The following is a 26,604-nucleotide window of genomic DNA, read 5'->3' on the forward strand; positions in this document are numbered from 1 at the left end:
GCAGGACGTCTCCTAGCGTGCGCCGAAGTTCTGGGTCCACCAGGGGCCGCCCGAGCCCTGGTGGATTCCCACGCCGATGTCCTTGAAGGAGCAGTTGAGGATGTTCGCGCGGTGGCCGGGGCTCTTCATCCAGGAGTCCATGACCGACTGCGCCGTCTGCTGGCCCCGCGCGATGTTCTCCCCGTACGTCGACCAGCGGTACCCGGCCGAGGTCGTCCGGTCGCCCGGGTCCGTGCCCTCGGGGCTGGTGTGCGAGAAGAAGTCCCGGGCCGCCATGTCGTCGGAGTGCCCCTGAGCGGCCGCGCGCAGCTGGGAGTCCTCCTTGAGGGGGCCGCAGCCGGCGGCCGCCCGCTCGCTGTTGACCAGGGCCACGACCTGGCCGGCCACCCCGGACGGCGGGGCGGGCGCGGGCTTGGCCGCCGAGGCGCGCGGGCTCGGGGACTTGCTCTTCGACTGCGTGGGGCTCGGACTCGGGCTCGCCGACGGGCTCGGCGAGGCGGAGGGCGAGGGGGACGCGGAGGGTGAGGGCGACTCCGAGGGCACCCCTGCCGACTCGGTCGCCGAGAGCGCGGCCAGCGGGGTCGGGAGCGCGGCGGCGCCGTCCTTCGTGTCACCGGAACCGGGGAGCCCCCCGAGGTACACGAGCCCGCCGCCCGCGACACAGGCGGCGAGCACCGCACCGCCGATCACCCGGCGGCGGCTCTGCCGCCGCCTGCGCAGCGCGCCGCGGCCACCGGCACCTGAGCCCTCAACCAGCCCGTCAGCCGGCAGGTCACCCGGGCCGGCGACCGGGGTGAGCTGCGTCGCCGCGTCGTCGAAGCCTCCGTCAAGGCCCCCGTCGAAGCCTTCGGCGAAGGCAACGCTCGTGGTGGCGAAACCGGCCGCCCCGGCCGTCTTGACCCCTGCCAGCAGGGCCGCCGACACCGGTACCAGGGCCAGGCCGGCCAGCAGCCCCTCCGCCGGAACGAGTCCGCTCCAGAGACCGGAGCAACGTACGCATTCACGGGCGTGCCGGGCTATTCGCTTGCGCCACAGCGCCGAGGGCTGCCCGTCCCAGCCCGCCAGCACGCTCCGCAGCTCCTCGCACGCCGGACGCGTGTCCAGAGCGCGCTCCACCACGCGGGCCGACTCGAGCTGAGCCTTCATCCGCTGCACCCGGACCGCCGCGTGCTGCGGGGACAGCTCGAGGGCGCCGGCCACCTCCGCCCGGGTCAGTTCGCCGGCGCACTCCAGCCACCACAGGGACAGCAGCGCCCGGTCCTCGGGCTCCAGCCAGCGGGTGGCCCGGGCCGTCTCGCGACGCTGCCCGGCCAGCTGGAGACGGGTGACGGTCAGGTCGACGAAGTCGGCACCCGGGTCGGCGACATCGCTCGCCGCCTCCAGGGTGCTCACCCCGAAGCCGCTCTGCCGGGCCTGCCAGTGCGCCCGCACCCGGTTCATCGCGATGGCCACCAGCCAGGACCGGAAGCTCTCGTCGGCCCGCAGGCCGCCCAGCCCGTCGAGCGCCCGCAGCATCGTGTCCTGCACCACGTCGTCCACGTCGCAGGACCCGTTGAGGGCCCGTCCGACGATGTTGTAGACGAGCGGGAGATGGGCGCTGACGAGCTCGTCCTGCGCGCGCGGGTCGCCCGCGCGGGCCGCTGCCACGAGTGCCGCGGTGTGCTGAGTAGCCATGTGATGTTCCCTGTCCGTACCGGCGGTCGATGATGCCCGATACATGGGAGACCGTCGACCGGGGCGTCGATAACAGTTATCCGGAAGAATCTTCCTGAGGAAAGTTCCGGGCCGCCGACCGGGGGTCAGAGGAGCGGAGCCAGGGCCTCCGCGGCTGAGCCCAGGGCTGGTGCGTACGCCTGGATCTCCTCCCGGGAGACCAGGAAGGTGACGGCGGTGACGCTGACCCCGCCGACCGGCCGGCCCGCCGGACCGAGGATCGCGGCGCCGATGCAGCGGATGGCGGGCTCGTTCTCCTCGTCGTCCAGGGCGAAGCCCCGGGCCCGGACCTCCGCCAGTTGGGCGTACAGGGCCCGCTCGGTGGTGAGCGTCTGCGGGGTCCGGCGCGGCAGCCCGGTGGCGCCGATCAGGTCCCGCACCTCCTCGGCGGGCAGGTGCGCCAGGACGCTCTTGCCGATCGCCGTCGTGTGCAGGGGCATGCGCATGCCGACACGGGACGCGGTGCGGAAGGGCTGGTCCTCCCCGCCCTCCAGCTTGCGGATGCAGGTGATGGTCTCCCCGGTGTGCAGGGCGAGATGGACTGTCTGGCCGGTTGCCTCCCGGAGTCCGCCGAGGATGCGCCCGATGCTGGCCGGCTCCCCGGCGCCGACGAGGGCGGACAGTCCGCGCAGCCGCGGCCCCACCCCGTACCGGCTGTCGGCCTCCCGGCGCACGAAGCCCTGCTCGGCCAGTGAGGCCAGGATGCGGAAGGTGCTCGACTTGGGCACGGCGGCCGCGGCCGTCAGCTCGGCGAGCCGGTGCGGTCCGCCGGGCGCGGCGACCGCCTCCAGGACGCGCAGGGACTTCTCCAGGGCGGAGCCGGCGGCCGAGGTCCGGCCCGGGCGGACGCCCGTCGCGCCCGGGGCTGCTTCATCCGTTGACACGAGCACTCCTGGCGTGTGTAGGGTCTAGACCACATGGTTCCGTCATACGGTACGCCGTTCCACTACGTGGAACGCAGGGGAGGGGTCCCGCGATGCCCGATCACCCGTCCGGCCACCTGTACGCGGTGCTGGCCGCCCAGCGCGTGCTGCCGGTCCTGCGCAACTCCGACGCCGACGAGGCCGTCCGCCGCACCACCGCCCTCCTCGCCGCCGGTTGCCGCGCGGTCGAGCTGACCACGTCCACCCCCGGCTGGGCCGGGGCCGTCACCCGCACGGCCCCGCTGAACGACGTCCACGGCCGCAGCGCCCTCATCGGCGTCGGCACCGTCACCACCACCGCGCAGGCCGAGACCGCCCTGGACGCGGGCGCCGCCTTCCTGATCTCCCCGTACCCGGCCCCCGAGGTGCGCGCCGTCGCCGTACGCCGCGAAGCCGTCTTCATCGAGGGCGGGTTCACCCCCGGAGAGGTCGCCGCCGCCGTCCGCGCCGCCGGCGCCGCCAAGGTCTTCCCCGCTCACGTGGGCGGCCCCGGATTCGTCCGCTCCCTCAGGGCGGTACTGCCCGCGGCGGTGATCATCCCGACCGGCGGCATCCGGCCCGCCGAGGTCCCCGGGTGGCTGGCCGCGGGCGCGACGGCCGTCGGCATCGGGGACGGACTGCCGTCCGACCCGGGCGAACTGGCCGCCGTGTTCGCGGGTGTGGACGCGGATGCGGATGCGGATGCGGATGGGGATGCGGACGCGCCGCGCCGCGCGCCCCACGACGCCGCCGCGGGGCGCTGACCGTGTCCGGAAGGCCCGCCACCGACTACGACGTCCTTGTACTCGGTGAGGTCCTGGTCGAGATCCACGCGGGCACCGCCCTGCGCGAGGCCGCCGACGGCACCCCGGCCCGCATCTCCTACTCCGGGGACGCCCTCAACGCGGCGGCCGCCGCGGCCGCGGCCGGTGCCCGCACCGCCCTGCTCGCCGTGGTCGGCGACGACGAACTCAGCGTCCCGCTGCTGCGCCGGGCCGCCGGGCTCGGTGTGGACGTCTCCCACGTCCGCCGCGCCCCGCACCCCAACGGCGCCTACCTGCTCTCCGCCGACACCGACGGCGACCGCGAGTTCGTCTACTGGCGCACCCGCAGCGCCGGTTCCACCCTCGCACCCCGGCACGTGGCCTCCTGGCGCGAGCTGCTGACCCGTTGCGGCGCGCTCGTCACCAGCGGCATCACCGGCGCCCTGTCGCCGAGCAGCCACGACGCCGTCCTGGCCGCCGCCCACCTCGTGCACGGGGCCGGCGGGCACCTGACGTACGACCCCAACTTCCGCTCCCGGCTCACCGGCCGGGCCGAGGCCCGCGAGCTGCTGGCCCGGATCGCTCCGCTGACCGGGCTGCTCAAGACCTCCTGTCCGGCCGACGCGCAGGCCCTCGTGGACACCGCCGACCCGCGCACCGCCGCCGCACGCTGCCGCGCGCTGGGCGCCCGTACGGTCGCGGTCACCGCGGGCGCCGGCCGGATCCTGCTGGACGACGGCACGCGGGCGGCGTACCGGTCGGTGCCCGTCAACGCCGCCCCGGTGGATGCGACCGGGGCGGGCGACTGCTTCACCGGCACCACCACCGCCCGGCTCGCCCTCGGCGACTGCCTCGAGGACGCCGTGGCGTACGGCACGGCGGCAGCCTCCCTCTCGGTCTCCGGCCGCGGCGGCACCGGGCACGTCCCCGCCTTCGGCGAGACGGCGGCACTGGCCGCCGCCCACCGGCGGATCAGCCCTCCGGGGCAGTCGTCTCCGGCTCGGTGACCCAGCCCGCGGCGAGGACCAGCCGCGAGGCCCGGTGGACCGCCAGGAAGCCGAACGGCCGGTCGATGCGGACCTCGGCCCGGCGGACCCGGTGCTTCCCGCGGGGCGGTGCGCCGGTGCCGGGCCGCGCCACGACGGCGGTGACGGCCGCCGCCTCGAACCCCGCCGCGTGGAAACGGGCCGTCGCGGCCTGGTGGGCCGAACCGATCGCCAGCGGCTCGGAACTGATGCCGGGGAAGTGGGCGGACGTCTCGTCGGTGGCGCTCTCCAGCCCGAAGAGTGGCGCGTGGTCGAGCAGATCGTGCTCGGTGCGCAGGGAGAAGGCCACGGTGGAGACGCTCAGCAGGTCCCCCGGGACGTACGTGACCACGGTGCGGATCGCCAGGCCGGGGCCCGGGGTTCCGTCGGGGAGCGCGTTGCCTGCGACGGAGGGTGCGTCGCCGGTGACGACGGCGAGACCGGTCGCCAGCACCTCGCGTGGCGGTGTCCGCTCCCCGCCGAGCAGGAGGTGCACGTCCACGTCCTCGGTGCCGGCCACCTCCAGGACGGTCACGGCTCCGGCAGGCCCGCCGGCCACCCGGACGTCGTCCAGCGAAGAGGTGGTCCGCGACAGGCGCCGCAGGGCCCGCCCTGCCCAGGGGCCCTCGGCCTCCATCGCGGATGCCCCGTTCGGCCCCTTGGCCTCATTGGTTCTGTTGACCTTCTTCGCCTCCTTCGCCTCCTTCGCCTCCTTGAAGGGGGCGGCCCACCGCACCCGGAGCGCGAGCGCGGAGGCCAGGACGAGCCGGGTGTCCTCGGGCCACGACACCGGTACGTGCTCGATCAGCCCGCCGGTCCGCTCCGCCGCCCACGTGTCCAGGACCTTCCCGTCGGCGTCCGGGACACCGGTCAGCGTTCCCCGGGCGCCCGCCGGGAGCTTCGCCGACCAGACGTCGTCCAGCGGGACTTCGGCCCTGGTCCACAGTCCCGTCGCCGTCTGCAGACCCCGTACGTCCGCCAGTGCGGCCAGCAGCTCCCGCGCCGCCCCGGCTGCGGCCCGGGCGGGCAGGCCGAGCGACTGCGCCAGCTCGTCGCGGGCCGGCCCGGCCGCGCCGTCGGCGAGCAGGGCGAGCAGCGGCCAGACCCCGGCGGCGGCGTGGACGGTGCCCGCGTCGCCGGCAGGGGCCTGCATGGCCCAGCGCGTCGCGAGACGGTTGACCGCCCGTATCGTCGAGTTCCTCATGCGGTGGAGCGTAGACGGGCGGACGGGGAGCGCACGTGGAGGGGCGCCGCCGGGCCGGATGGAATTCCGCGGCCCGGCGGCGCCGGTCGGAGGTGGCGCCCGGCGCAGGCGGGAGTGCCGAGGCGGGCCCGGTCAGCGGCCGCGCAGACCCCGGTCGACGGCTGTCATCAGCTCTCCGTCGGCGGTGTCCGCGTCGAGCGACCAGACCATCGCACCGCCGAGGCCGTGCGCGCGGATGTACCCGGTCTTGGCTCGCAGCACCTGCGGGTCGTCGTACGTCCACAGGGTGGTGCCGTCGAACAGCCAGGCGTGGCCGCCGCGCCGGTCCCGGTGGACCGTGTAGGTACCGGAGTCGGCCAGCTTCTTCAGCGCCTTGTAGTCCTCGTACCCGGCGGCCCAGGTGGCCGGCGCCGGACCCGTGGCGGGCTGCCCCATGCCGTCCCCGCCACCGCTGACGCCGGTCCAGCCCTGCCCGTAGAACGGCATGCCCATCACCAGCTTCTTCGCGGGGGCGCCGCGCCGGAGCCAGGCGCTCACCGTCCCGTCGACGCTGAAGTCGCCCCGGGCGTGGAGCGCGGACTGCTGGGCGGTCCTCGGTTCGCCGGACACGTGGAAGTCGTAGCCCTGGAGGGTCACGAAGTCCAGGTCGCGCATGATCCGGGGGACGTCGAAGCCCGCGTCGATCTTGGCGGGCGCGGTCGGGACGAAGGCGGACAGCTCGTACTTGGCCTTCTTCTGGCTGCGCGCGTAGGCGTCGAGCTGTGTGCGGAACTCCTTGACGAGGGCGGTGAAGTTGCGCTTGTCCTCGGGCCTGAACTTGGTGTCCGTGTCACCGGCGGAGCCGGGCCACTCCCAGTCGAGGTCGATCCCGTCGAACACACCGGCCGCCGCGCCCGCGCCGCCGCGGGCGCCGTCCTGCGGGAGGTTGCCCTTGATGTAGAGGTCGATGCAGGACTCGACGAAGGCCTTGCGGGAGGCCGGGGTGAGCGCGGCGTCCGAGAAGTGGGTGGACCAGCTCCAGCCGCCGAGCGAGATCAGCACCTTGAGCCCGGGGTGCTTGGCCTTGAGCTCGCGCAGCTGGTTGAAGTTGCCGGCGAGCGGCTGCTCGCCGGTGTCGGCGACCCCGTCGACCGAGTTCGCGGCATCGAGCGGACGCACGTAGTCGGCCCAGGCGTCGGCCTCGCCGGGCACGTTGCCGGTGAAGCACTTGCCCTGCGGACTGACGTTGCCGAAGGCGTAGTTGATGTGGGTGAGCTTTCCGGCGGAGCCGTTCGCGTCCAGGTCCTGGACCTGGAAGTCCCGTCCGTAGACGCCCCATTGGGTGAAGTAGCCGACCTTCTTGTACGGGCGGTCGTGGCCGCCGCCTTCGGCCTGCGCGGCCGCGGCGGGCGCGAAGGCGGTCAGCAGGGAGAGGGAGCAGGCGGCGACGGCCAGTCTGCCGAGCATGCTGCGGCGCATGGGCTTCCTTTGCGGATGCGGGGAGCGGGGCGTGTGCGCGTGCGCGGTGCATGCCGGAAACTATTGGTCTGGACCAGAGCGGTCAAGGGGGCGGCCGAAACTCGCCCTCCGCGGGAGCGCCAGCCTCCACCGGCCGGTTCGGTGCCGGATGCGGGGAGCCGGAGGGGTGATGAAACTTTCGGCCTGGGATGATGTGCGCCGGGGAGCGGGTCGAAGACGGGGCGGGGATGAGCGGGCGCGTGTTCGCAGGGGACGAGCCGGACGGCCACCGGCCGCTGAGGAGATGGGAGCCGGTGGCGGTGCCCGGGCCGGAGCCCGACTGGCGGCCCGCGCCCGAGTACCAGGCGAACCCGAATCCGGCGCTGCAGTACGGGATGTGGGATTCGGTGGCCCTCTCCCACCGGCCGATCGGTGTGCTTCCGCCACCCCTGCAGGCGTACGCGGCCAGGCTGGTGCTGCTGGTGGAGCAGAGCTGGGAAGACCTCGGTCAAGTGGACGTCGCCACGTTCCGACTGGGCCGGCACTTCTTCGTCCTGAGTCAGTTCACCGAGGTGGAGGACACGGGCGTCACCGTGTGGCTCGACCGTCGGCACACCGACGGCGAGGCGGCCCTCGCGGAGCTCGTCGACATCCTGGGCATCCCGGGTGACCGCGTACGCGACATCACCTGGTGCCCGCATCCGGTGGTGGAGCATGAGCTCAACCCGCGGCCCCGCCCCGAGGACGCTCCGCGTCCGTCGCGCCTGCCACGCCTGCCGCGCTTCCTCCGGACGAGGAGGAAGTAGTCGCGGAAGGGGTGTGCGTCCCGACGGTCCAAGGGCCAGGGGCATCAGATCAGTTGGAGCCAGTGATCACTCTCGCACCGGTTCCTTCGATGGCGTAATCTGCCGAAATGCCGACGTGAACCGTGCGGTGGGCCGAGAGACCGAGGGCAGGAGCCGATGGCACCGCGACGAGACACCGGTCCGCCGGGCGCCGCTGCCGGCGGGGCGGCAGGACCGCGGTCGGACGGCACCTGGGACTCGGCGCTGTCGTCCGAGGAGTTCACCGCGATCAGCGGTGCCGGGTTCGATCCGGTCGGGCAGGTGCTCGGCGCCGCCGTGTTCAACATCGGGTCCGCGGGCGGCTGGGAATGCCCGGGCAACTGGTCGGTCACGGGCGATGGCGTGGTTCCGTCGCCGAGGTGGGCGGCGTCCTCGTCGCAGGTGGTGAGGACGATGTACCGGGCCCGCAGGCTGGCCCTGTCCCGCGCGGTGGCCGAATGCGGCGCCCTCGGCGGCGACGGGATCGTGGGCGTCGAGCTGCAGGTCGGCGGGTTTTCGGCAGGGAGCATGGAGTTCACCGCGCTGGGCACCGCGGTCCGCGCCCGCTCCCGCATCCGGCCGCGCACGCCCTTCACGTCACATCTGGGCGGTCAGGACTTCGCCAAGCTCCTGCACGCAGGATGGGTTCCCGCCCAACTCGCCTTCGGCATCGCCCTCGCAACCCGGCACGACGACTGGCGCACCTCGCTCCGGATCCCCGGCGCCACCGGGAACCAGGAGGTCGACGGCTACACCCAGCTGATCGGCCACGCCCGCCGCGATGCCCGCAAGCAGCTCGTCCTCGACGCGGCGAAGCACGGCGGCGACGGGTTGGTGGTGGACGACATGGATCTGAGCGTGAGCGAGAGCGAGTGCCCCACGTACGGATCGACGCGAGACCTCAGCGCGGAGGCGGTCTTCGTCGGCACCTCCATCGTCCGGTTCGGCCGCTCCGCGCGGCCCGCCGGCGCCGGACCACTGACCATCATGAGACTGGAGCGCGAGCACTGACATGACCGAACGAACGGGGCTGGAAGCGAACGGGGAAGCTGCCCGGCCGGCAGCGCAGGACACGGCCTTGGACGCGATGCGGCGGCTCGCGCAGCTCCAGCCGGGGGAGAAGGGCTCGTTCTTCACCTCGGACCTGTCCGTGAACGAGTTCCTGCTGGTGCGCGAGGCGGGCTTCCGCCCGCTCGGCCTGGTCCTCGGCTCCTCCGTCTACCATGTCGGCCTCCAGCTCGGCCGGTGGTCGAAGAACCAGGAGCTGACCAAGCTGTCACAGGCCATGTACGAGGCGCGCGAGCTCGCGATGAGCCGGATGGAGGCCGAGGCGAGCGCTCTGGGGGCGGACGGGATCGTGGGCGTGCGGCTGGACATCGAGTTCAAGGAGTTCGGATCGGACATCGCCGAGTTCATCGCGGTCGGCACGGCGGTGAAAGCCGACGGCGCGGACCCGGGACCGGGCGGGACATGGCTCAACAACAAGGGCAAGCCGTTCACCTCGGACCTGTCGGGCCAGGAATTCTGGACGCTGATCCGCGCCGGATACGCGCCCCTGGACCTCGTCATGGGGTCGTGCGTCTACCACGTGGCGCACCAGCGCTTCACCCAAGTGCTGAGCAACGCGGGCCGCAACGTCGAGATCGAGCCCTTCACCCAGGCCCTCTACGAGGCGCGCGACCTGGCGATGAGCCGCATGCGGGCCGAGGGCCAGGCGCTGGAGGCCGAAGGCATCGTGGCAGTGCAGCTGCGGCAGCACTCCCATACCTGGGGAGGGCACACCACCGAGTTCTTCGCCATCGGGACGGCGGTGCGCCCGCTCCGCGACGACCACGTCATCGACCGACCGGCCATGGTGCTGAGCCTCGATGCCTGAGCCGGAAGTGGAGCTGCTGGCCGCGGCGCTGCGCCAGGACAGCACGGACCTGAACCTCTACGCGAACGTGCTGACCGCGAAGCTGGCGGATTCCCTGCCCGCCGGCGCCGTCCGGGTCGGACGCAGACGTTCCTTCGCGGAACGGGTGGCCGGACGCGCGGGTTCGGTCGACGAACTGGACGTCGTGCTCGGAGAGCAGCGGCTCCTGCTGAGGATGGACCACGGCCGGGTGACCGGGGAGATCTGCCACGAGGTGCGGGGCATCGTGCTCTCGCGGCGCCGGGTGGAACTCGACGAGTGGATCGATGCCCTGGCCCGCGCTCTGGCGGACGCCGCGGCCTCGAGCGCCCGCGCCCGCGAGGCCGTGGAGCGCTTCCTGGCCTGACTGTGCCCTACTGACCCGTGCCCGGACCTGTCCACTGACCTGAGCCCTGACAGGGGGCCTGGCGGCGTACCTGACCCGATGCGGTCGCCGAACTGCGCCGGAGCCGTGAGCGGGATATCAAGGAGCGTGAAGACGGGCGCGAGGCCCGTCAGACGCCATCCCGCGGTGAGGAGAACCCCTCGTGGAGTTCGAGGTCAATGGCATCCGGCACGCGGTGGACGTGGAAGACGACCCGGCCGCCGTGGAGGTGGTACGGGACAGGCTGGGGCTGACCGGCACCAAGCTGGTCTGCTCGGGCGGGGTGTGCGGGGCCTGCACGATCCAGGTCGACGGCGAGCCCCGCGTGTCCTGCCTGACACCGGCGGTCGCACTGGCCGGACGACAGGTGACGACCGTGGAGGGCCTGTCCGGCCACCCGGTCGGGCGTGCCTTCGCCGGCGAGGACGCCCTCCAGTGCGGCTACTGCACACCCGGGTTCGTGGTCGGGGCGGCGGCGTTCTTCGAACGGTGGCGGGCCGCCCACGGCCGCACCCGCCCGGGGCGGGAGCCGATCGCCGACGCACTCGCGGGTCACCTGTGCCGGTGCGGTGCGTACGAGGGAATCTTCAGCGCGGTGGCCGCGGCCTGCGCCGGTGACTACGACACGGAGCCGGCCGGCGGGGAGGCGCCCGCGGTCCCGCGCGCCGAGGCCCCGCAGAAGACCGACGGATCGGCCCGGTACACCACGGACCTGCGCCCCGAAGGGCTGCTGGAGGGGGTGATCATCCGCTCGCCGCACGCGCATGCGCACGTACGCTCCCTGGAGGCCGGGGACCTGCCGCTGGTGCCGCTGCTGCCCCCCGACGGCGTGGTGCGGTACGCCGGGCAGCCGGTGGCCGCGGTCGCGGCGCCCGACCGGGCCTCCGCACGGGCGGCGGCCGCACGGGTGACGGTGGACTACGAGGTGCTGCCGGCGGCCCTGGACCCTCGCCGGGCCCGAACCGGGGAGGGCCCCCTCGTCTACGAGGACAAGACGGCGCGCAAACGGGCGCCCGGTTCCGGCGAGACCCCCCAACTGGTGCCCGCCCGGTGGCGCGGCAACCTGCGGGGCCCGTCCGCCATGAGCAAGCGCCCCGCCACGGCCGTGCGCCGCATCACCGAGGCCCGCAGCCGCACCCCCGAGCGGGTGGTCGAGGGCGTCTTCACCACCGCCGCCCAGACCCACACCCCGCTCGAACCGCACGCCTGCCTGGCCCAGTGGATCGACGGCACCCTCCACCTGGACGTGTCCACACAGTCGGTCAAGCACACGGCCGAGCTCGCCGCCGAGCGCTTCGGTCTGCCCGTCGAACGGGTGGTGGCGCGGGCCGTCCACGTAGGCGGCGGCTTCGGCTGCAAGATGGGTCTGACCTCCGACGTCGTGGCCGCGGTCGAGCTCGCGCGGCTGCACGGCGCCCCGGTGCGCGTGGTGCTGGACAGGGACGAGGAACTCACCGACGGCGGATACCGGCCCGGCGCCCGGATCCGGCTGGCCATGGTCGCGGACGCAGCGGGCGGACTCAGCGCACTGGCCATGGACGCGGACACCGACGGCGGCATCTCGGTCGGCGGTACCGTGGCGGCCCTGGCCCGCTTCATGTACGGGAAAGCCCCCCGTCGGCTCCGTGACTTCGACACGGTCACCCACCGGCCTCCGGGCGCCCCCTTCCGCGGTCCGGGCGGACCCACCATGTGCTGGGCCCTGGAACAGGCCGTCGACGAGATGGCCCACCGGCTCGGCCAGGACCCGATCGCCCTGCGCCGCCGCTGGGACGGCAACCCCAAGCGGCACGCCCTCTACGACCGGGCCGCCGCGCTTCCCGTCTGGTCGGGCCCCCGCGGCGGCACCGGGCGGTTCCGCCGCGGCGTCGGCGTCGCGGCGGCCAACTGGCTGTACTTCCTCGATCCCGTCACCGAGGTCGAACTCACCGTCGAGGACGGGGTGGTCGTCGCCCGCTGCGCCGTCCAGGACATGGGCACGGGCTCGCGCACCGTGCTGCGGCGGGCCGTCGCCGCCGGGCTCGGCCTGCCGGAGGGGAGGGTACGCGCCGAGGTCGGCCGGAGCGATACCGTCCACGGCCCCACCTCGGGCGGCAGCCGCACCACGCCCTCCCTCGTGCCCGCCGCCGCGGACGCCGCCGCCCGGCTGCGCGAAGCGCTCGGCGGCGGTGACGTCGCCCCCCGGCTGGCCGCCGCGCACGGGGTACGGGTGACCGGCCGGCGCCCCCGCGACCGCCGGGGATTCGTGACCCCCTTCACCATGGGCGGGATCGTGATCGGCCGCGGCTTCACCGGATCGGTGCAGGTCGCCGAGGTCGAGGTGGACACACGGCTCGGTCGGATCCGTCCGCTGAGCGTGTGGAGCGGCATCGCCGCGGGCCGCATCCACGAGGACCGCCTGGCCCGCAACCAGTGCCAGGGGGCCGTCGTCCAGGGCGTCGGCTACGCCCTCTACGAGGAACGGCGCACCGACCCGGCCACCGGGCGGGTTCTCACCGAGAACCTGGAGGACTACCGCATCCCCGGCATCGGCGACACCCCCGAGATCACGATCCACTTCCATCAGGAGGGCTTCGAGCACGTGCCCGGTGGTGGAGTCGGCCTCGGCGAGATCGCGACCCTGCCCACCGCGGCCTGCCTGGCCAACGCGGTCCACGACGCCACCGGCTGGCGCCCCTACGACATGCCCATCCGCCCCGACCGGCTCCTGGAAGGACTGGGTACGTGAGCACCGAGACCGCCCTCACCGACCTCTCGGCCGCCGTCCTGTCGCGTGGCGGGGAGCTGCGCGCCGGTGGCACCGACACCACTGCCCGGCAGCGCAGCGGAGTTTCCCCGGGGCCGTTCACCGACCTCGGCGGAGCCGGCCACCTGCGCGGCTGCACGGCACTGCCCGGCGGCGGCCTGCGGATCGGCGCCCTGACGACCCTTGCCGAGCTGGCCGCGGATCCGCACGTACGGGCCGGCTGGCCGGCCGTGGCCCTGTCGGCCGGGACCGCGGCCACTCCGCAGATCCGCTCCGCCGGCACCGTGGGCGGCAACCTGCTGCAGCGCAACCGGTGCTGGTACTACCGCAACCCCCACTTCAGCTGCCTCCAGAAGGGCGGCACCGGCTGCCCGGCGCGCCAGGGCGACCACCACTTCGGCGTGGTCAGCGGCGACGGTCCGTGCGTCGCCCCGCACCCGTCCACCCTGGCGATGGCCCTGCTCACCTACGATGCCGAGGTCCAGGTCCACGGCGAATCCCCGCGCGGCGTCGCCGACTTGTACGGGGACGGCGACCGGCTCTCCCACGGCGACCACCTGCTGCCGCCGGACCGCATCCTCACCGCGGTCCACCTGCCCGCACCGCTGCCCGGCGAACGCGCCGCCTGCCACCGGGCCATCAGCCGTGCCCATGCCGAATGGCCCCTGGTCGAGGCCACCGCCCGCCTCGTGCTCGACGGCTCCACGATCACGCACGCCGCCGTCGCGGCGGGCGGGGTGGCCCGCGTACCGCTGCGGCTCACGGAGGTGGAGGCCGCCCTCGCCGGCCGCGAGGCCACCCCCGACTGCCTCGCCGCAGCCGCGGCGACGGTCCTCGCCCGCTGCCGGCCGCTGCCGCAGACCGGATACAAGGCCAAGCTGTTCAGGGACACCGTCCTGGAGGTCCTGGAACGGGCCGTCGGCCCGGCCGGCGCCGTCTAGCAGACCATTCGTCGCCGGTGGTCCGCAGGCACTCAGGCGGAGATCCGGAGGAGACCCGCAGGCCCCGGGCGGCCTGGCAGGCGCTCACCACCGTGGCCGCACATCGGAGGACTCCATCATGATCACCACCGTCGACGAGGCCTTCCTGCGGCGTGCCATCGCCGTCGCGGCCAACGCCGTCGCCCTGGGCGACGCACCGTACGGCTCCCTGCTGGCCGGCCCGGACGGCGCGATCCTCGCCGAGGCCCACAACACGGTGCGCCGCGACAACGACATCACCGCCCACCCGGAACTGAAACTCGCCCGCTGGGCGGCCCGCGAACTGGACCCGGACACGGCCGCACACACCACCATGTACACGAGCTGCGAGCCCTGCGCCATGTGCGGCGGCGCCATCGTCCGCTCCGGTCTGGGCCGGGTCGTCCACGCGCTCTCCACGGATCAACTCGTGGAACTCAACCCGCAGTCGGGGGCCTGGCCGACTGTGGAACAGTTGGGCCCGGCCCTGTTCGACGAGGCGCGCGCCCCGATCGACGCCTACTACCGGCCATGACCCACGCGACGGAGCCCCGCACCCCCCGGCGACCGGGTGGAGCGGGGCTCCTGCGTCGGTGGGCCGCCGCGTTGTGGCGGGTCGGGTCGGGGCGGGTGCGGTGCCGACGGGATTTGAACCCGCGGACAGATGGGGGCAGGTCCGCCCCGTCTCCGTCAGTCGTCGTGAGCGGGACCCCACCCACGACGATCGCAATGGGCCGCTCTGCCACGGCTCCACACCCTGCGGGACTGCGCGCGACCCCGCTGCGCTCAAGGTAGGGGCGTCGTCCGCCGGGGGCGAATCATTTTCGGGGTCGCCCGTCACGGGTCCGGTCGGTCCCACCCGACAGGCTCCTCCTGACCCGTTCGGACGCAATCCCGCGTCGTGCGCGGGCCGCCCGGCCCCCTGCCGTCAGAATCACCGGTCGGCGGGGCAAGTCCGGTACGCAAACAGGAGGCGGACGGCGTGGAGCTCACACGGCGCGATGTCATGAAGGGGGCCGCCGCCGGCGGGCTCCTGCTCGGGTTCCCCGGGCTCACCGTCCAGTACGGGGCCGTGGCCGCGCCCGCCTCCAGACCCCTGGCCGACGCCGTCGCCGATGCCTGCGCCCGCCTCGCCGGCCAGGGCTGGCGCACGCTCCTGCGCACCGTCACCCGTGGAATCCTCGACATCGGCGCCCCCGACCTGGCCGCCGAGCTCGCCAAGCCGGTGCCCGAACTCGACCGCTCCGTACCCGGCTTCGGCGACTTCGCCCCGACGCTCCCCGCCCGCGGCATCGAGCCCGGCAACCCCGCGCGCAGCCTCCTCTACCACGCCTTCGCCTCCGCGGCCGTCCTCACCGACGGCCGCGGCCGCACCCTGGGCGGCTTCCCCACGCTCGCCGAGATCGAGGCCGTCGAGAACTACGTCTACGGGGTCCGCCCGCCCACCCTCGACCGGCTCCGGGAGACCGCCGGTGAGAACCCCCTCGGCGTCGTCGTCTTCGCGCTCGACTACCGCGACGCCACCGGCTCCGTCCACGGGCGCCACGCCGACCTCTGCTTCTCCCGGACCGGCATCACCCGCATGGGCACCATCGGCCCCCGTTACGACGCCCGCAGCCGCCAGTTCACCTCGCTGGAGCCGAAGCAGCCGTTCGTCTTCCGGACCGTGCCCCAGCGCTTCGCCCCGTACCTCGCCATGCAGGTCACCGGCGCCGACCCCCGGCTGTTCGGCCCCCGGGACGTCGTCACCGGCGACGACGAACGCTCCTTCTGGGTGCCCCTGCACAAGCTCTTCCCCGGCCGGGAATGCCTCGAAGGCCTCGATCTGACCCTCTCCCTCGACTCCCGCCTGGTCAACGAGAAGCTCAAGCGGATGCACCTCTTCCTCCGGGAACAGGGCTACCCCACCGAGTGGACGGGCAAGGACCTCGACGCCTTCCCCTTCACCATCCGGGGCGACAGGATCGCCTCGCTGCTGCCCCCGCAGCAGGCCCAGGGAACCGGCGTCCTCGCCCCACAACCCCACCCCTTCGCCGGCCGCGCCAAGTTCAAGGGGGAGTGGCTCAGTTTCAACGTCTCCGCCGACCTGGTCCAGGATCCGGGCATCCTCTACTTCTCCTCCGCCCAGCTGATCCCCGGCGCGGTCGAGACCGAGCCCACCTACATGGAGGGCGCCGCCCCCGACAACGACCGCCGGTCGCCCGAGTACGTCAACATCCGCCACCGCCTCCACGACGACGGCCGCCTCGAGGACCTCAACCTCAACCCGGACATGGACACCATCATCCGCACGGGTGGCTACCGGGCCCAGCACTGGATCGACTTCGCCGGCGACGGCTTCGTCTCCGTCGAGTGCCCGCAGCTCGGCTCCGAGATCGACACCTTCAAGCCCGCCTTCTGCAGCGTCGCCCCGCCCGACTTCTTCCCGCACGTCAACCAGCACGACCTCGCCGCATGGTGGCGCACCTCCGTCCCGGAACAGACCCGGGCCGCCCTGTGGGCCGTACCGCCGCGCGCCCTCTCGGAGTTCCGGTTCGCCGGTGACATCACCCTCCCCAAGGGTTTCGACATCTACGACGACACCCTCACCGCCGTCGTCGGCCCGCCGGCCCCCGGCGACCCGGTGGCCCGCCCCCTTCCCGACGACGCGCGCGGCCGCTACACGGGGCTGCCGGACGCGGCCGCCGGTGTGACCGACCCGGGCTGGGAGGTCAGCCAGGGCCTGGTCTACAACGAGCCCGGAGCCCCGCTCCAGCGCTACATGCAGGCGTACAGCCTGGGCACCCCCTTCCTGGAGGACGCGAAGCTGTGCGCGGCACTGGGCAGTTACTGGCCGTCGGTGGCCCCGGACGCGACCCGCACCTTCACCCCGCTCAAGGACGCACCCGGCTTCCCCTACCCGTGGCCGACGATCGTCCCCATGACCGACACCGAGATCGGCATGCAGGAGGTGCGCGGCCTCGGCCGGCTGCCGTGGGACGGCATCCGCGGCCCGGAGGTCAGGACGGTGGACGGCCGGCCGGTGGCGGCCTACCAGGACATCGACCGCGCCGACTACATCACCACCCAGGACCGGCTGACCGCCCACCTCACCGCCCGCGTCGACCTCGCCGAGACCAAGGCACGGGTCCTGGCCATGTCGGCGGTCTACTGGAGCCTCGGAATCCACGACCCGGACTTCACGGCCCGGTTCGGCGACCGGGCCGTGATCGAGATCCTCAAGGCCAAGTCCGCCTGGGCCGTGCTGTCGTTCACCGTGGCCGAGGCCGGCGACGAGGAACTCGCCCGGGCCCAGCAGGCCGCCGGCGGACGCCTGAGCGGCCCGCGACGCTACCGCTTCCGCGTCTACCGGCCCGGGACCGAGCGCAGGGACCCCGCCGACATCCAGAAGGTGCTGGTGGAGATCACCCAGGACGTCACGGCCTACACCGACGGCCGGACCGTCCTGCTGCGCAGGGACGGAGGACCGTGGACACGCGACACCTCGATCCCGGCACCGACGCGGACGTCCTGATCGCCGGGGCCGGCCCCGCCGGCTGCGCGGCGGCCATCGTGTGCGCCGCCGCCGGCCTGCGGACGGTCCTCGCCGAACGCGCCGCCGGCCCCGTGGCCCGCCCCGGCGAGGCCCTGCACCCGGGCGCGGAGACCCTGCTGGCCCGGCTGCTGCCCGACGGCTTCGCCGATGCCGTCCGGGCCCGGCACGAGGGCATCACCGTCGGCTGGGGCACGGAACCCCGGTTCCAGCCGTTCGGGCGGGACGCCGCCGGGCCCTGGTACGGCTTCCAGGTGGACCGGCAACGGCTGGACGCCCTGCTGCTGGAGCGGGCCCGGCGCGCGGGCGTGGACGTCCGCCTCGGCTCCCGGGTGATGGAGCCGGTGCTGCGGGGAGGCACCGTCACCGGAGTCCGGTTCCGCGGCCCGCAGCCGCCGCTGCGCACCCGTACGGTCATCGACGCGACCGGCAGGGCCCGCTGGCTCAGCCGCGCCCTGGGCCTGACCGGGCCGCCGCGCTCGCCGCGGCTGCTCGTCCGCTACGGGTACGCGGCCGGGGCCTGCCCGGAGCGCGACGCCGCTCCCGCGATCGTCGCGGACCACTCCGGCTGGACCTGGACCGCGCGGGTGGGACCCGCGCGGTACCAGTGGATGCGACTGGACCTCGTACCGGAACAACGGCGCCGCCCGCCCGCCGGGCCGCCACCGGAATTCGCGGGGCTGCGCCCCGAGGGGGCCGCCCGGGCGGCCGACGTCAGCTGGCGGTTGTGCCCGAGGGCGGCAGGACCCGGGTGGTTCGTGGTGGGCGACGCGGGAGCGCTGCTGGACCCGTCGTCCTCGCACGGCGTGCTGCGGGCCCTGCTGTCCGGCTGGACGGCAGGCTCGCTCACCGCGGCCGTCGCGGACCGGACCCTGGAGCCGGAACAGGCGGCGGGCACGTACCGGAACTGGCTCCACGAGGGCGCCGAACGGGACATGGCCCACCTGTCCTCCCGCTACGCCGAGCTCGGCGCCCACGGCTTCGGCTGACGGCAGCGACGGGGTCGGACGGAGGCCAACGGGGTTGCGGGTGCCGCGCGATACTGATCACGACAGTGCACCCGGAACCGAAGAAGGACGGACCATGGAATCCCTCGCATCCGGTGACCCGCTCGCCGTTGCCGTCACGGAAGCGATCCGGGGCGGAGACCTGGCCGGGCTGCGGGAGCTCCTGGACGCGCGGCCCGGACTCGCCGGGGTCACCGTCGTCCAGCGCGGTGCCGCGGCCGGTGGGCGGAGTCTGCTGCACATCGCCACCGACTGGCCCGGTCACTACCCCGACGGCGCGGAGGTGATCCGGACCCTCGTGGCCGCCGGGGCCGATCCCGGGGCGCGGTTCGTGGGGGCGCACGCCGAGACGCCGTTGCACTGGGCGGCCAGCAATGACGATGTGGCGGCCGTCGACGCTCTCGTCGCCGCCGGGGCCGACCTCGAGGCGCCGGGCGCGGTCCTCGGCGGGGGGACCCCGCTCACCGACGCGTGCGGGTTCGGGCAATGGCGGGCGGCGCGCCGGCTGGTCGAGCTCGGGGCGCGGCCCGGTCTGCAGGAGGCCGCAGCGCTCGGACTCCTCGACAGGGTCGAGGAGTTCCTGGCGGCGGACGCCCTCGCCGAATACGTCACCAGCGCGTTCTGGCAGGCCTGCCACGGCGGCCGGCTGTCCACCGCCCAACACCTCCTGTCCCGCGGAGCGGACATCGACTGGATCGGATACGACCGGCTCACCCCGCTCGACATCGCGCTGACCGGTGAGCACACGGAACTGATCGCCTGGCTGAAAGGATCCGGCGCCCACACCGGTGCGGAACTCGCATCCGGGCCGGGCGGTTAATCGAGTGGATCCCCGGATCCGGCCGTGCCAAGGTTGGTTCCACCGAAGGGGCGTAGCTCAGTTGGCCAGAGCACCGGTCTCCAAAACCGATGGTCGCAGGTTCGAGTCCTGCCGCCCCTGCCCTACGGACAGCACGCCCGGCCGGGAGTTTGCCTCCCCGCCGGGCGTCGTCCCGTGCACGGAGCTTCGTCATACGGAGTTCCGTCGGAGGCCGTTTCGTCGAACGCCGTTTCGTCACACGCTGCTTCGTCACACGGCGCGGAACGCGTTCTCGCAGTGCGTGCAACGGCGGTCGGCGGTGAGGCCGAGGTTGCCGTTGGTCGCCGGTGCCGGGTTGTCGACGGCGATGCGGTCCCAGTACAGGGGATCCGGTTCGTTGATCCATCCCCAGCCGGCCGCGCGGAGGTCGTCGACGTAGTGGACACACGAACGCGGCAAGTGGGCGTACCCGCCGGGTGAGATCAGGATGCGTTCGATGAGGGTCATGGGCCCATCCTCCAGGACCGTTCCCCTGCGCCGGTGCCGCGTCCGGCCCCTCGGGGCCGGTGACCTGCTCCCCTTCTGGCAGACTGGCCGCGTAACCCCAGGCGGTGCAGGACAGGAAACCGGTGCGATTCCGGTGCGGTCCCGCCACTGTGACCGGTCGTTCCCCCGCGGGCGACCGGAAGTCAGACCCTGACGCACCGCCTCCGCTCGCAGTTTCACGTCGACCAGGGGACGCGGATCCCCCGGAGAGGCCCCGTCATGCTGTCGCGTTCCCGCGCCGCCCTGCGCGCGCTCGTCCCCGTCGCACTCCTGATACCCCTGGCCGCGTGCGCCGGTTCCCCCGGAGCGCAGGAGGGCGCCGCCGCGGGGGACCCCGCCGCCGCGCCCGGCTTTCCGTACACCCTCACCAACTGCGGTGTGAGCAGCACCTATCAGGCCCCTCCCCGGCGCGCGGTCACCATGAACCAGCACGCCACCGAGCTGCTGCTCGCGCTCGGGCTGGAGGACCGGATCGCAGGGTCCGCCTACCTCGACGACGCGGTCCTCCCCGCGTACCGGCCCGCCTACGACAAGATCAAGGTGCTGGCCAAGGAGTACCCCTCCAAGGAGATCCTGCTCGGCGCCGACCCCGACTTCGTCTACGGCGGGTACGCCAGCGCCTTCGACAAGGGCCAGGGCCGCGACCGCGAGGGACTCGCCAAGTCCGGCATCAACTCCCGGCTCAACGTGGAGTACTGCACCGAGGGCAAGGTCGGCCTCGACCAGCTGAAGACCGAGATCACCGAGGTCGCACGGACCTTCGGCGTACCCGAGCGCGGCGCGAAGCTCGTCGAGGACGAGCAGCGCCGCATCGACGCCGTGACCGCCCGGGTCAAGGACCGGCCCCGGCCGTCCGTCTTCGTCTACGACTCCGGCGAGGCCTCCGCCTCCACCTCCGGGGGCAACGGCATCGGCAACGAGATCGTCTCGCTCTCCGGCGGTACGAACGTCTTCGCCGACCTCTCGGACACCTTCGGCGAGGTCTCGTGGGAGAAGGTCATCGAGCGCCGGCCCGAGGTCGTCCTCATCTACGACTACGGCGGCACCACCGTCGAAGCCAAGAAGCAGCGCCTGCTGAACGACCCGGCCCTCGCCGACGTGCCCGCCGTGAAGAACCGGCGGTTCGTCGTGCTGCCGCTCTCCTCCGCCGTCCTCGGCGTGCGCGTCGCCGACGCCGTGGAGTCCCTGGGCGGTCAGCTCCACCCCGCCGGCCCGTGAGGCTGCGCACGGCCGTCGTCCTCCTCGTGCTGGGCTCCGCGCTCGTCGCCTCGGCGATCGCGGGCCTGGCCCTGGGGGCCGTACGCATCGCCCCCGAGCGCGTTCTCGACATCGTCCTCGGCGGTCTGACGGGGGAGCCGCGCACCGGAGCCTTCGCCTCCATCGTGTGGGACGTCCGGCTGCCGCGCGTCCTCCTCGGAGCCGTCGTCGGCGCCGGCCTCGCGGTCGCGGGCACCGTGCTGCAGGCCCTCGTACGCAACGAGCTCGCCGACCCCTTCCTGCTCGGCGCGTCCTCAGGGGCCTCCGCCGGAGCCGTCCTCGTGATCGTCTTCGGTACGGGCGCCTTCGCGTTCGGCATGGGCCTGCCGCTCGCCGCCTTCGCCGGATCCATGGCCGCGCTCGTCGCCGTCTACGCGATGGCCCGCCGCGGCGGAACCATGACCACCGGCCGGCTCACCCTGGCCGGCGTCGCCGTCCAGTACGTCCTGTCCGCCCTCACCAGCCTCGTCCTCGTGCTCGCCGCACACCCCGACCAGATCCGTTCCGTCCTCTTCTGGACGCTCGGCGGCCTCGGCGGGGCCCGCTGGGACGAACTGGGCCTGCCCTCCCTCGCGCTGCTCCTGGGCACCGGACTGCTCATCGCCCTCGCCCGGCCGCTCGACCTGCTCCTGGCCGGGGAGGAGGGGGCGCGCACCCTGGGCCTGGACACCGGACGCTTCCGCGCCGCCGCCTTCGTCCTCACCTCCCTCGTCATCGGCGTGCTCGTCGCCCACAGCGGGGCGATCGGCTTCGTCGGACTGATGGTTCCGCACGCCGCCCGGATGGTCGTCGGCGCCGGACACCGGGCGCTGCTGCCGGTGTCCGCGCTGGGCGGGGCGGTCTTCCTGATCCTGGCCGACCTGATCGCCCGTACCGCGGCCTCGCCCGCGGAGATACCGGTGGGCGTGGTCACCGCGCTCGTCGGCGGGCCGTTCTTCCTGTGGATGCTGCGCCGCTCCACCCGGACCGAAGGGGTCACCGGATGACCGGGAACCCGGTGCGGCCGCCGGTGGAACTCACCGTCGAGGGCGTGCGGTACGAGACCGACGGACACACGCTGCTGCACGGAATCGACCTCACCGCCCGCCCCGGCGAGACGGTGGGCGTGGTCGGACCCAACGGCAGCGGCAAGACCACCCTGCTGCGCTGCGTCTACGGCGCGCTGCGCGCCAGCGCCGGCCGGGTCCTGCTGGACGGCGCCGACGCGGGCACGCTGACCGTCAAGGAACGGGCGCGCCGCGTGGCGGTCGTACCGCAGGACGCGAGCGGCACCCTCGGGCTGACCGTCCGCGAGGTCGTCGCCATGGGGCGCAGCCCGCACAAAAAGTTCTGGGAGCAGGACGGCCCGGGCGACGCGCGGCGCGTCGCCGAGGCCCTGGAGACCGTGGACGCCGGGCCCTTCGCCGCCCGCCGCTTCGACGAGCTCTCCGGCGGCGAACGCCAGCGCGCCCTGGTGGCCCGGGCCCTCGTCCAGGACCCCGGCCTGCTCGCCCTGGACGAACCGACCAACCACCTGGACATCCGCTACCAGCTGGAGATCCTGGCCCTGGTCCGCGCCCTGCCGGCCACCGGTCTGCTGGTCCTGCACGACCTCAACCTCGCCGCCGCCTACTGCGACCGCCTGTACGTCCTGACGGGCGGCCGGGTCGCCGCCTCGGGCCCGCCGGCCCAGGTGCTCACCGAGGATCTGCTGGCCGAGGTGTACGGCGTACGGACCCGCGTCGAGGTCCACCCGGACACGGGCACGCCGAACATCGTCTACCTTCCCTTGGATGGGGACAAACGTACGACGACCCGCTGCTGACCGGTGGCTGGACCGGGACTGGGGGCCGGGAGCGGAGCCACGGCTGCGGCGGCCCTGGCTCCAGGGGCTGAGCTTCAACGCGGCCACACCGGACCACATCCGGATCCGGCTGCTGGACATGGACCGGAACCGGGAGCTGGGCCTGGGCCTGTACGTCCTGGCGCGGCGCGACCTGCCCACCGCCGTCGTCGACGCCGCCATCGGCCACCCGGACCGCAGGGTCCGCGGCCAGCTCGCCGAGGTCCCCGCGTGCTTCGCTCTTTCCACCGCCCAGTGGTCACGGCTGGTACTCGGTGAACCGAGCGGCGCCCGGCGCCAGTTGACTCTCCAGGCCGCCGGCGATGCCCGGCGGGAGCTGACGCCGCAGGCGTACGGGAGGCTCGCGGCGGACCCCTGCGGACCGGTCCGGGAGGAGCTGGCCCGGTTGCCGGCCCTGCCCCTCCCACTGCGCCTGGCCCTGCTGGCGGACCCGCTGCCGCGGGTGCGGGCCGCTGCGTGCGAGGCCATCCCCTGGCGTGCCCTCGACGACGAGTCGCGGGCGCGGCTGGCCGCGGATCCCGCCCCCGTCGTACGCACCGCGGTCACGCTCGCCCGGCACGAGGAGGTTCCGCTCACGGCGGCGTTCTTCGACATCGCGCACGGAGCCGGCCGCCTCGTCGAGGGCCACCGGCTGGACCGGGACCTGGCACGGCGGCTCTGCGCGGACCCGGACCCTTCGCACCGGCGGAGCCTGGCCCGCAACCCCTACCTGGACCCCGACCTGGTCCGTGTACTCGCCGCCGACCCCGACCACGAGGTACGCCTCGCCGTGTCCACGCGACCGGAACTGACCGAGGAGCAGCGGGCCTCCGTACCGGTGGACATCGACCCGCGGCTGATCCGGCGGCCGATCCCCTGGGTGGTGGCGCTGCACGACGACGAGGACGCCATGCGCCACCTCGCGGGGTCCGCGCACCTGCTGCTGCGCAGCAGCGTCGCGCTGGCCCGGCGGCTGCCGCCGGACGTGGTGGAACGGCTGGCCCGGGACGAGGACAGGGTCGTACGGCTCTTCCTCGCCGAGCGGTGCGACGACGCCCCGGCGGACATGCTGCTGGAGGTGTGGCAGTGGTGGAACGGGAGCATCTCCACCCCCGACCGGCCCTACGGGCACCCGAACTTCCCGCGGCGCGACCTGCTCCGCCACGCCGACGACCCGCACCCGCGGCTGCGGCAACTGGCGATCGACGACCCGGACTCGACGCCCGCGCTGGTGGAACGTTTCGGCAGGGACGAGGACGCGGAGGTCCGGCTGCGCGCCGCCACCGACCCCAGGCTGTCGGCGGACTCCGTGGTCCGGATGCTCGACGACCCGGACAGCTGTGTACGCGCGATGGCCGCCAGGCATCCGAGGGTGCCGGTGCCCGTCCTCATCGGGCTGCTCGGCTGCGAGGCGACGGCGGGGGCCGCGGCCCGGAATCCGGCGCTGCCGGTGGCCGTCATGGACCGGATGACCGGTCAGTGGTGACCGGCGGGGCCGCCGCCGGCGGGGGACGGAGCGAGGCGCTCGTCCCCCGCGACGCGGACAGTTGCGCCCAGGCCTACTCGGCGCCGGGCTCCTGGTAGCCGTACGGACGCGTGATGATCTCCATCCCGTGCCCGTCGGGGTCCGTGAAGTACACCCCGCGGCCCCCGTCGTTGTGGTTGATCTCGCCGGGGTGCTTGCCGTGCGGGTCGGCGAAGTACGGGACCCCCGCCGCGCGGATCTTCTCGAACGCCGCGTCGAACTCCTCCTCGGAGATGAGGAACGCGTAGTGCTGGGAGGTGACGGACGACCCGGGCGGGACGGTCGCGAAGTCGAGGGTGACGCCGTTCGCGGTCTCGACGGGGACGAAGGGTCCCCACTCGGTGCCGACCTCGAGGCCGAGGATGTGCGCCAGGAAGGCGGCTGACTCCCGGTTGTCACGGGAGTGGATGATCGTGTGGTTCAGATGAACGGACATGAATGAATGCCTCCGAAAGGCACGTCACGGCGCCTCCATGCCTCACCCGGCCGGTGACCGACACGCGATGCCGTGATCACGATCCTAAACACCCCTTTCGCGTGAAGTCCACCCTCCCCGCCCCGGATGCGCTCCGGATGCCACGGCCCGGACGCGAGGCCCGCGCGTCACGAACTCCCGTACACGGCGTTGACGTTGTCCTGCGCCGGGTGCGTCCGCCCGGCCGGCCCCGTGGCGAACACCCGCAGCAGGTTCTCCGTCACGCGCGTGGTCAGCGCCCCCGACCGCGCGTCCAGACCGTGGTTCCTTCCGCTCCGGCCGTCGCCCGTCGCGTCCAGGGCCTCCACCCACCGCATCGTGCCGGTCGCGAACACCCCCGCCCCGCTCGGCACCGTGTAGTAGGCCGTGTCCTGGTGGCTGGGCCGCCCCTCGCAGACCACGGGGGAGTGGGCCAGGATCTCGATCGGCCGGGGCGTCGGGAACCCGGTGTCGACCTTGTCGTACTCGACCCCGACCAGGTGCTCGAAGCGGTCGCCCGCCTGCGCGCCGGTGCCCTCGAAGAGCCAGTGCCCGGGGTGGGTCACCACGTACGGGGCGTCCACCGGATAGCCGTCGTAGATCACGCCGAGCAGCGAGCTCTCCGGGTCCGCGCCGGGCGCCGAGCGGAAGTCCACCGTCGCCGGATGGCCCCGCCTGAATCCCGGGTCCTGGTCGTAGGAGGACTTGTAGCAGACCAGCGTACGGTCCGGCCCCAGGTCGGAGGCCTCCAGCCGGATCCGGCGGTAGCAGCAGTTCGCGCCCAGGATCGCGATGTTGGTGCCGGCGTCGCGGGCGGCCGTGAAGTGCGCCCGCTGCTCCGGCGACCAGTATTCGTCGTGGCCGAGGGAGAGGACCGCGGACGCCCCCTCCAGGAGCCGCTTCTCCCGCGCCACGTCCGTGGTGGTCGTGTACGCGAGGGGTATGCCGAGCCGCTCGGCCAGGGCGATCAGCGGAGCCTCGTACACCAGGAACAGCCCCGCGCCGTCGTCGTACTCGTACGGCCGGTCGAAGCTCACCGCGAGGGAGCGGGAGGCGTAGCCGCCGCTGGGCCCGTCGTAGCTGCCGTAGCCGCCCCAGCGGTTGTACGCCTGCCAGGTGGCGACCGCGTTGACCACGACCGTACGCCCGGCCGTCGTCGCCGACCGGACGGTGACCGGTACGAAACGCTGCCCGTCGCCGCCCTGTGCGTCGAGCCGCAGCAGGTAGCTGCCCTCCGGCCAGTCCTTCGTGTCGACCGTGGTGGTGCGGGCCCACCGCGTGCGGACCGTCCGGGTCCCGGAGTCCACCGTGTGTTCGGGCTGACGGGTCCCGGGCAGGGCCTCGGAGCGCCATACCAGCCGCGCGCGGGCGCCGCCGTACCAGCCCATGCGGTAGGCGGAGACGGTGAACCGGGGTGCGGTCGTCGACACGTACAGCCCGAGGGACTCGCCGGGCAGGACGCTGACCCTGTCCGCGAAGCCCTCGATCGCCCGCGCCGGCCCGGCCTTGGTCACCGGCCAGTCGGCGTGGCCCGGGCGGGCGTTCTCGGCCTTGACGTCGAAGCCCTGCGGTCCAGCGGCCGAGGGCGTCCCACCCGCTCCGTCGCCGGTACTACGGTCTTCGCCGCTTCCGCTTCCGCTTCCGCCTCCGCACCCGGCCACGGTCCCGAGCCCCGCAGCCGTGGCCGCTCCCGTCGCGATCGCGAGGAACCGCCGCCTGCCTGCGCCTTCGCCGTCCGCGGCGGGCCCTGCCATGTACTCCTGATCCATGACGGGCACGTTATGTGACGCTCGGGCCCAGGATTCCACC

The 26,604-nt window shown here is 73.8% G+C and carries 23 protein-coding genes, 1 tRNA gene and 1 riboswitch; of the genes, 17 read left to right on the plus strand and 7 right to left on the minus strand.

What is annotated here, in order from left to right; all coding sequences use genetic code 11:
• Positions 1-12: 12 nt before the first annotated feature.
• Together OG753_RS37765 and OG753_RS37770 are read right to left on the minus strand one after the other, a co-directional pair.
• A complete protein-coding gene (locus tag OG753_RS37765) occupies positions 13-1,674 on the minus strand; it encodes a sigma-70 family RNA polymerase sigma factor (protein WP_401679767.1) in 1,662 nt (553 codons plus the stop codon).
• 125 nt (positions 1,675-1,799) lie between these two features.
• Entirely contained in the window at positions 1,800-2,597 is a 798-nt protein-coding gene (locus OG753_RS37770) for an IclR family transcriptional regulator (RefSeq protein ID WP_405792006.1), read from the minus strand.
• A 92-nt stretch (positions 2,598-2,689) separates the two neighbouring features.
• Here OG753_RS37770 and OG753_RS37775 point away from each other — a divergent pair, with 92 nt between their 5' ends.
• Positions 2,690-3,379, plus strand: coding sequence for a bifunctional 4-hydroxy-2-oxoglutarate aldolase/2-dehydro-3-deoxy-phosphogluconate aldolase (locus tag OG753_RS37775; RefSeq protein WP_405792008.1), 690 nt, complete (start codon positions 2,690-2,692; stop codon positions 3,377-3,379).
• A gap of 2 nt (positions 3,380-3,381) precedes the next feature.
• Complete coding sequence (locus OG753_RS37780; protein ID WP_327266276.1) at positions 3,382-4,386, plus strand: PfkB family carbohydrate kinase; 1,005 nt, start codon at positions 3,382-3,384, stop codon at positions 4,384-4,386.
• Here the strand turns inward: OG753_RS37780 and OG753_RS37785 are convergent.
• Together OG753_RS37785 and OG753_RS37790 are read right to left on the minus strand one after the other, a co-directional pair.
• Positions 4,352-5,608: a serpin family protein gene (locus OG753_RS37785; RefSeq protein ID WP_405792010.1), complete on the minus strand. Its 1,257-nt coding sequence runs from the start codon at positions 5,606-5,608 to the stop codon at positions 4,352-4,354. The genes OG753_RS37780 and OG753_RS37785 overlap by 35 nt on opposite strands.
• A gap of 132 nt (positions 5,609-5,740) precedes the next feature.
• Positions 5,741-7,066: a glycoside hydrolase family 18 protein gene (locus OG753_RS37790; RefSeq protein ID WP_405792012.1), complete on the minus strand. Its 1,326-nt coding sequence runs from the start codon at positions 7,064-7,066 to the stop codon at positions 5,741-5,743.
• A 227-nt stretch (positions 7,067-7,293) separates the two neighbouring features.
• Between OG753_RS37790 and OG753_RS37795 the strand changes: the two genes are divergently transcribed.
• The 11 genes from OG753_RS37795 to OG753_RS37845 all read left to right on the plus strand — a co-directional run bounded on the left by OG753_RS37795 (position 7,294) and on the right by OG753_RS37845 (position 19,332).
• Positions 7,294-7,851 carry a hypothetical protein gene (locus tag OG753_RS37795; RefSeq protein ID WP_405792014.1) on the plus strand — a complete coding sequence of 186 codons (558 nt, stop codon included), beginning with the start codon at positions 7,294-7,296 and terminating at the stop codon, positions 7,849-7,851.
• Between the two features lie 156 nt (positions 7,852-8,007).
• Positions 8,008-8,880, plus strand: coding sequence for a heavy metal-binding domain-containing protein (locus OG753_RS37800; protein ID WP_405792016.1), 873 nt, complete (start codon positions 8,008-8,010; stop codon positions 8,878-8,880).
• Between the two features lies 1 nt (position 8,881).
• Positions 8,882-9,745: a heavy metal-binding domain-containing protein gene (locus tag OG753_RS37805; protein WP_405792018.1), complete on the plus strand. Its 864-nt coding sequence runs from the start codon at positions 8,882-8,884 to the stop codon at positions 9,743-9,745.
• Positions 9,738-10,130 carry a hypothetical protein gene (locus tag OG753_RS37810; protein WP_405792020.1) on the plus strand — a complete coding sequence of 131 codons (393 nt, stop codon included), beginning with the start codon at positions 9,738-9,740 and terminating at the stop codon, positions 10,128-10,130. Before OG753_RS37805 ends, OG753_RS37810 begins: the two co-directional genes overlap by 8 nt.
• 181 nt (positions 10,131-10,311) lie before the next feature.
• Entirely contained in the window at positions 10,312-12,876 is a 2,565-nt protein-coding gene (locus OG753_RS37815; protein WP_405792022.1) for a molybdopterin-dependent oxidoreductase, read from the plus strand.
• Complete coding sequence (locus OG753_RS37820; RefSeq protein WP_405792024.1) at positions 12,873-13,835, plus strand: FAD binding domain-containing protein; 963 nt, start codon at positions 12,873-12,875, stop codon at positions 13,833-13,835. Before OG753_RS37815 ends, OG753_RS37820 begins: the two co-directional genes overlap by 4 nt.
• A 118-nt stretch (positions 13,836-13,953) precedes the next feature.
• The gene (locus tag OG753_RS37825) at positions 13,954-14,388 is read left to right on the plus strand and encodes a nucleoside deaminase (RefSeq protein WP_405792026.1); all 435 of its coding nucleotides are present in this window, start codon (positions 13,954-13,956) and stop codon (positions 14,386-14,388) included.
• 447 nt (positions 14,389-14,835) lie between these two features.
• Positions 14,836-17,367 carry a twin-arginine translocation signal domain-containing protein gene (locus OG753_RS37830; protein WP_405792028.1) on the plus strand — a complete coding sequence of 844 codons (2,532 nt, stop codon included), beginning with the start codon at positions 14,836-14,838 and terminating at the stop codon, positions 17,365-17,367.
• Positions 17,322-18,374 (plus strand): NAD(P)/FAD-dependent oxidoreductase, encoded by a 1,053-nt coding sequence (locus OG753_RS37835; RefSeq protein ID WP_405792030.1) that lies wholly within the window; start codon positions 17,322-17,324, stop codon positions 18,372-18,374. Before OG753_RS37830 ends, OG753_RS37835 begins: the two co-directional genes overlap by 46 nt.
• A gap of 94 nt (positions 18,375-18,468) precedes the next feature.
• Positions 18,469-19,212, plus strand: a complete 744-nt coding sequence (locus OG753_RS37840; protein WP_405792032.1) for an ankyrin repeat domain-containing protein — start codon at positions 18,469-18,471, stop codon at positions 19,210-19,212.
• Positions 19,213-19,258: 46 nt separating this feature from the next.
• Positions 19,259-19,332, plus strand: a tRNA-Trp gene (locus tag OG753_RS37845).
• A 129-nt stretch (positions 19,333-19,461) separates the two neighbouring features.
• Here OG753_RS37845 and OG753_RS37850 read toward each other — a convergent pair.
• Entirely contained in the window at positions 19,462-19,698 is a 237-nt protein-coding gene (locus tag OG753_RS37850; RefSeq protein ID WP_405792034.1) for a hypothetical protein, read from the minus strand.
• A gap of 114 nt (positions 19,699-19,812) precedes the next feature.
• Positions 19,813-19,886: riboswitch (cobalamin riboswitch) on the plus strand.
• 73 nt (positions 19,887-19,959) lie between these two features.
• Here OG753_RS37850 and OG753_RS37855 point away from each other — a divergent pair.
• From OG753_RS37855 to OG753_RS37870, 4 genes are read left to right on the plus strand one after another with little or no spacing between them, the layout of a single operon-like run.
• On the plus strand, positions 19,960-20,955 hold the full coding sequence (locus tag OG753_RS37855; RefSeq protein ID WP_405792956.1) for an ABC transporter substrate-binding protein: 996 nt from the start codon (positions 19,960-19,962) through the stop codon (positions 20,953-20,955).
• Positions 20,952-21,980 (plus strand): FecCD family ABC transporter permease, encoded by a 1,029-nt coding sequence (locus tag OG753_RS37860; RefSeq protein WP_405792036.1) that lies wholly within the window; start codon positions 20,952-20,954, stop codon positions 21,978-21,980. Before OG753_RS37855 ends, OG753_RS37860 begins: the two co-directional genes overlap by 4 nt.
• Positions 21,977-22,798: an ABC transporter ATP-binding protein gene (locus OG753_RS37865; RefSeq protein WP_405792038.1), complete on the plus strand. Its 822-nt coding sequence runs from the start codon at positions 21,977-21,979 to the stop codon at positions 22,796-22,798. The genes OG753_RS37860 and OG753_RS37865 overlap by 4 nt, the downstream gene beginning before the upstream one ends.
• The gene (locus OG753_RS37870; RefSeq protein ID WP_405792040.1) at positions 22,767-24,302 is read left to right on the plus strand and encodes a PE-PGRS family protein; all 1,536 of its coding nucleotides are present in this window, start codon (positions 22,767-22,769) and stop codon (positions 24,300-24,302) included. The genes OG753_RS37865 and OG753_RS37870 overlap by 32 nt, the downstream gene beginning before the upstream one ends.
• 73 nt (positions 24,303-24,375) lie before the next feature.
• Here the strand turns inward: OG753_RS37870 and OG753_RS37875 are convergent, their stop codons facing one another.
• The gene (locus OG753_RS37875) at positions 24,376-24,777 is read right to left on the minus strand and encodes a VOC family protein (RefSeq protein ID WP_383197258.1); all 402 of its coding nucleotides are present in this window, start codon (positions 24,775-24,777) and stop codon (positions 24,376-24,378) included.
• A 167-nt stretch (positions 24,778-24,944) separates the two neighbouring features.
• The gene (locus tag OG753_RS37880) at positions 24,945-26,564 is read right to left on the minus strand and encodes a N,N-dimethylformamidase beta subunit family domain-containing protein (protein ID WP_405792042.1); all 1,620 of its coding nucleotides are present in this window, start codon (positions 26,562-26,564) and stop codon (positions 24,945-24,947) included.
• Positions 26,565-26,604 lie beyond the last annotated feature (40 nt).

Origin of the sequence: Streptomyces sp. NBC_00029, from assembly GCF_045160505.1 — a bacterium.
In the GTDB taxonomy this organism is placed as follows: Bacteria; Actinomycetota; Actinomycetes; order Streptomycetales; family Streptomycetaceae; genus Streptomyces.

Excerpts from the sequence above, each read along its gene's own strand:
- OG753_RS37785 (WP_405792010.1), bottom strand. The coding sequence starts at position 5,608 with ATGAGGAACTCGACGATACGGGCGGTCAACCGTCTCGCGACGCGCTGG.
- OG753_RS37880 (WP_405792042.1), bottom strand. The coding sequence starts at position 26,564 with ATGGATCAGGAGTACATGGCAGGGCCCGCCGCGGACGGCGAAGGCGCA.
- OG753_RS37840 (WP_405792032.1), top strand. The coding sequence starts at position 18,469 with ATGGAATCCCTCGCATCCGGTGACCCGCTCGCCGTTGCCGTCACGGAA.
- OG753_RS37790 (WP_405792012.1), bottom strand. The coding sequence starts at position 7,066 with ATGCGCCGCAGCATGCTCGGCAGACTGGCCGTCGCCGCCTGCTCCCTC.
- OG753_RS37875 (WP_383197258.1), bottom strand. The coding sequence starts at position 24,777 with ATGTCCGTTCATCTGAACCACACGATCATCCACTCCCGTGACAACCGG.
- OG753_RS37775 (WP_405792008.1), top strand. The coding sequence starts at position 2,690 with ATGCCCGATCACCCGTCCGGCCACCTGTACGCGGTGCTGGCCGCCCAG.
- OG753_RS37870 (WP_405792040.1), top strand. The coding sequence starts at position 22,767 with ATGGGGACAAACGTACGACGACCCGCTGCTGACCGGTGGCTGGACCGG.
- OG753_RS37795 (WP_405792014.1), top strand. The coding sequence starts at position 7,294 with ATGAGCGGGCGCGTGTTCGCAGGGGACGAGCCGGACGGCCACCGGCCG.
- OG753_RS37865 (WP_405792038.1), top strand. The coding sequence starts at position 21,977 with ATGACCGGGAACCCGGTGCGGCCGCCGGTGGAACTCACCGTCGAGGGC.
- OG753_RS37825 (WP_405792026.1), top strand. The coding sequence starts at position 13,954 with ATGATCACCACCGTCGACGAGGCCTTCCTGCGGCGTGCCATCGCCGTC.
- OG753_RS37805 (WP_405792018.1), top strand. The coding sequence starts at position 8,882 with ATGACCGAACGAACGGGGCTGGAAGCGAACGGGGAAGCTGCCCGGCCG.
- OG753_RS37810 (WP_405792020.1), top strand. The coding sequence starts at position 9,738 with ATGCCTGAGCCGGAAGTGGAGCTGCTGGCCGCGGCGCTGCGCCAGGAC.
- OG753_RS37765 (WP_401679767.1), bottom strand. The coding sequence starts at position 1,674 with ATGGCTACTCAGCACACCGCGGCACTCGTGGCAGCGGCCCGCGCGGGC.
- OG753_RS37800 (WP_405792016.1), top strand. The coding sequence starts at position 8,008 with ATGGCACCGCGACGAGACACCGGTCCGCCGGGCGCCGCTGCCGGCGGG.
- OG753_RS37850 (WP_405792034.1), bottom strand. The coding sequence starts at position 19,698 with ATGACCCTCATCGAACGCATCCTGATCTCACCCGGCGGGTACGCCCAC.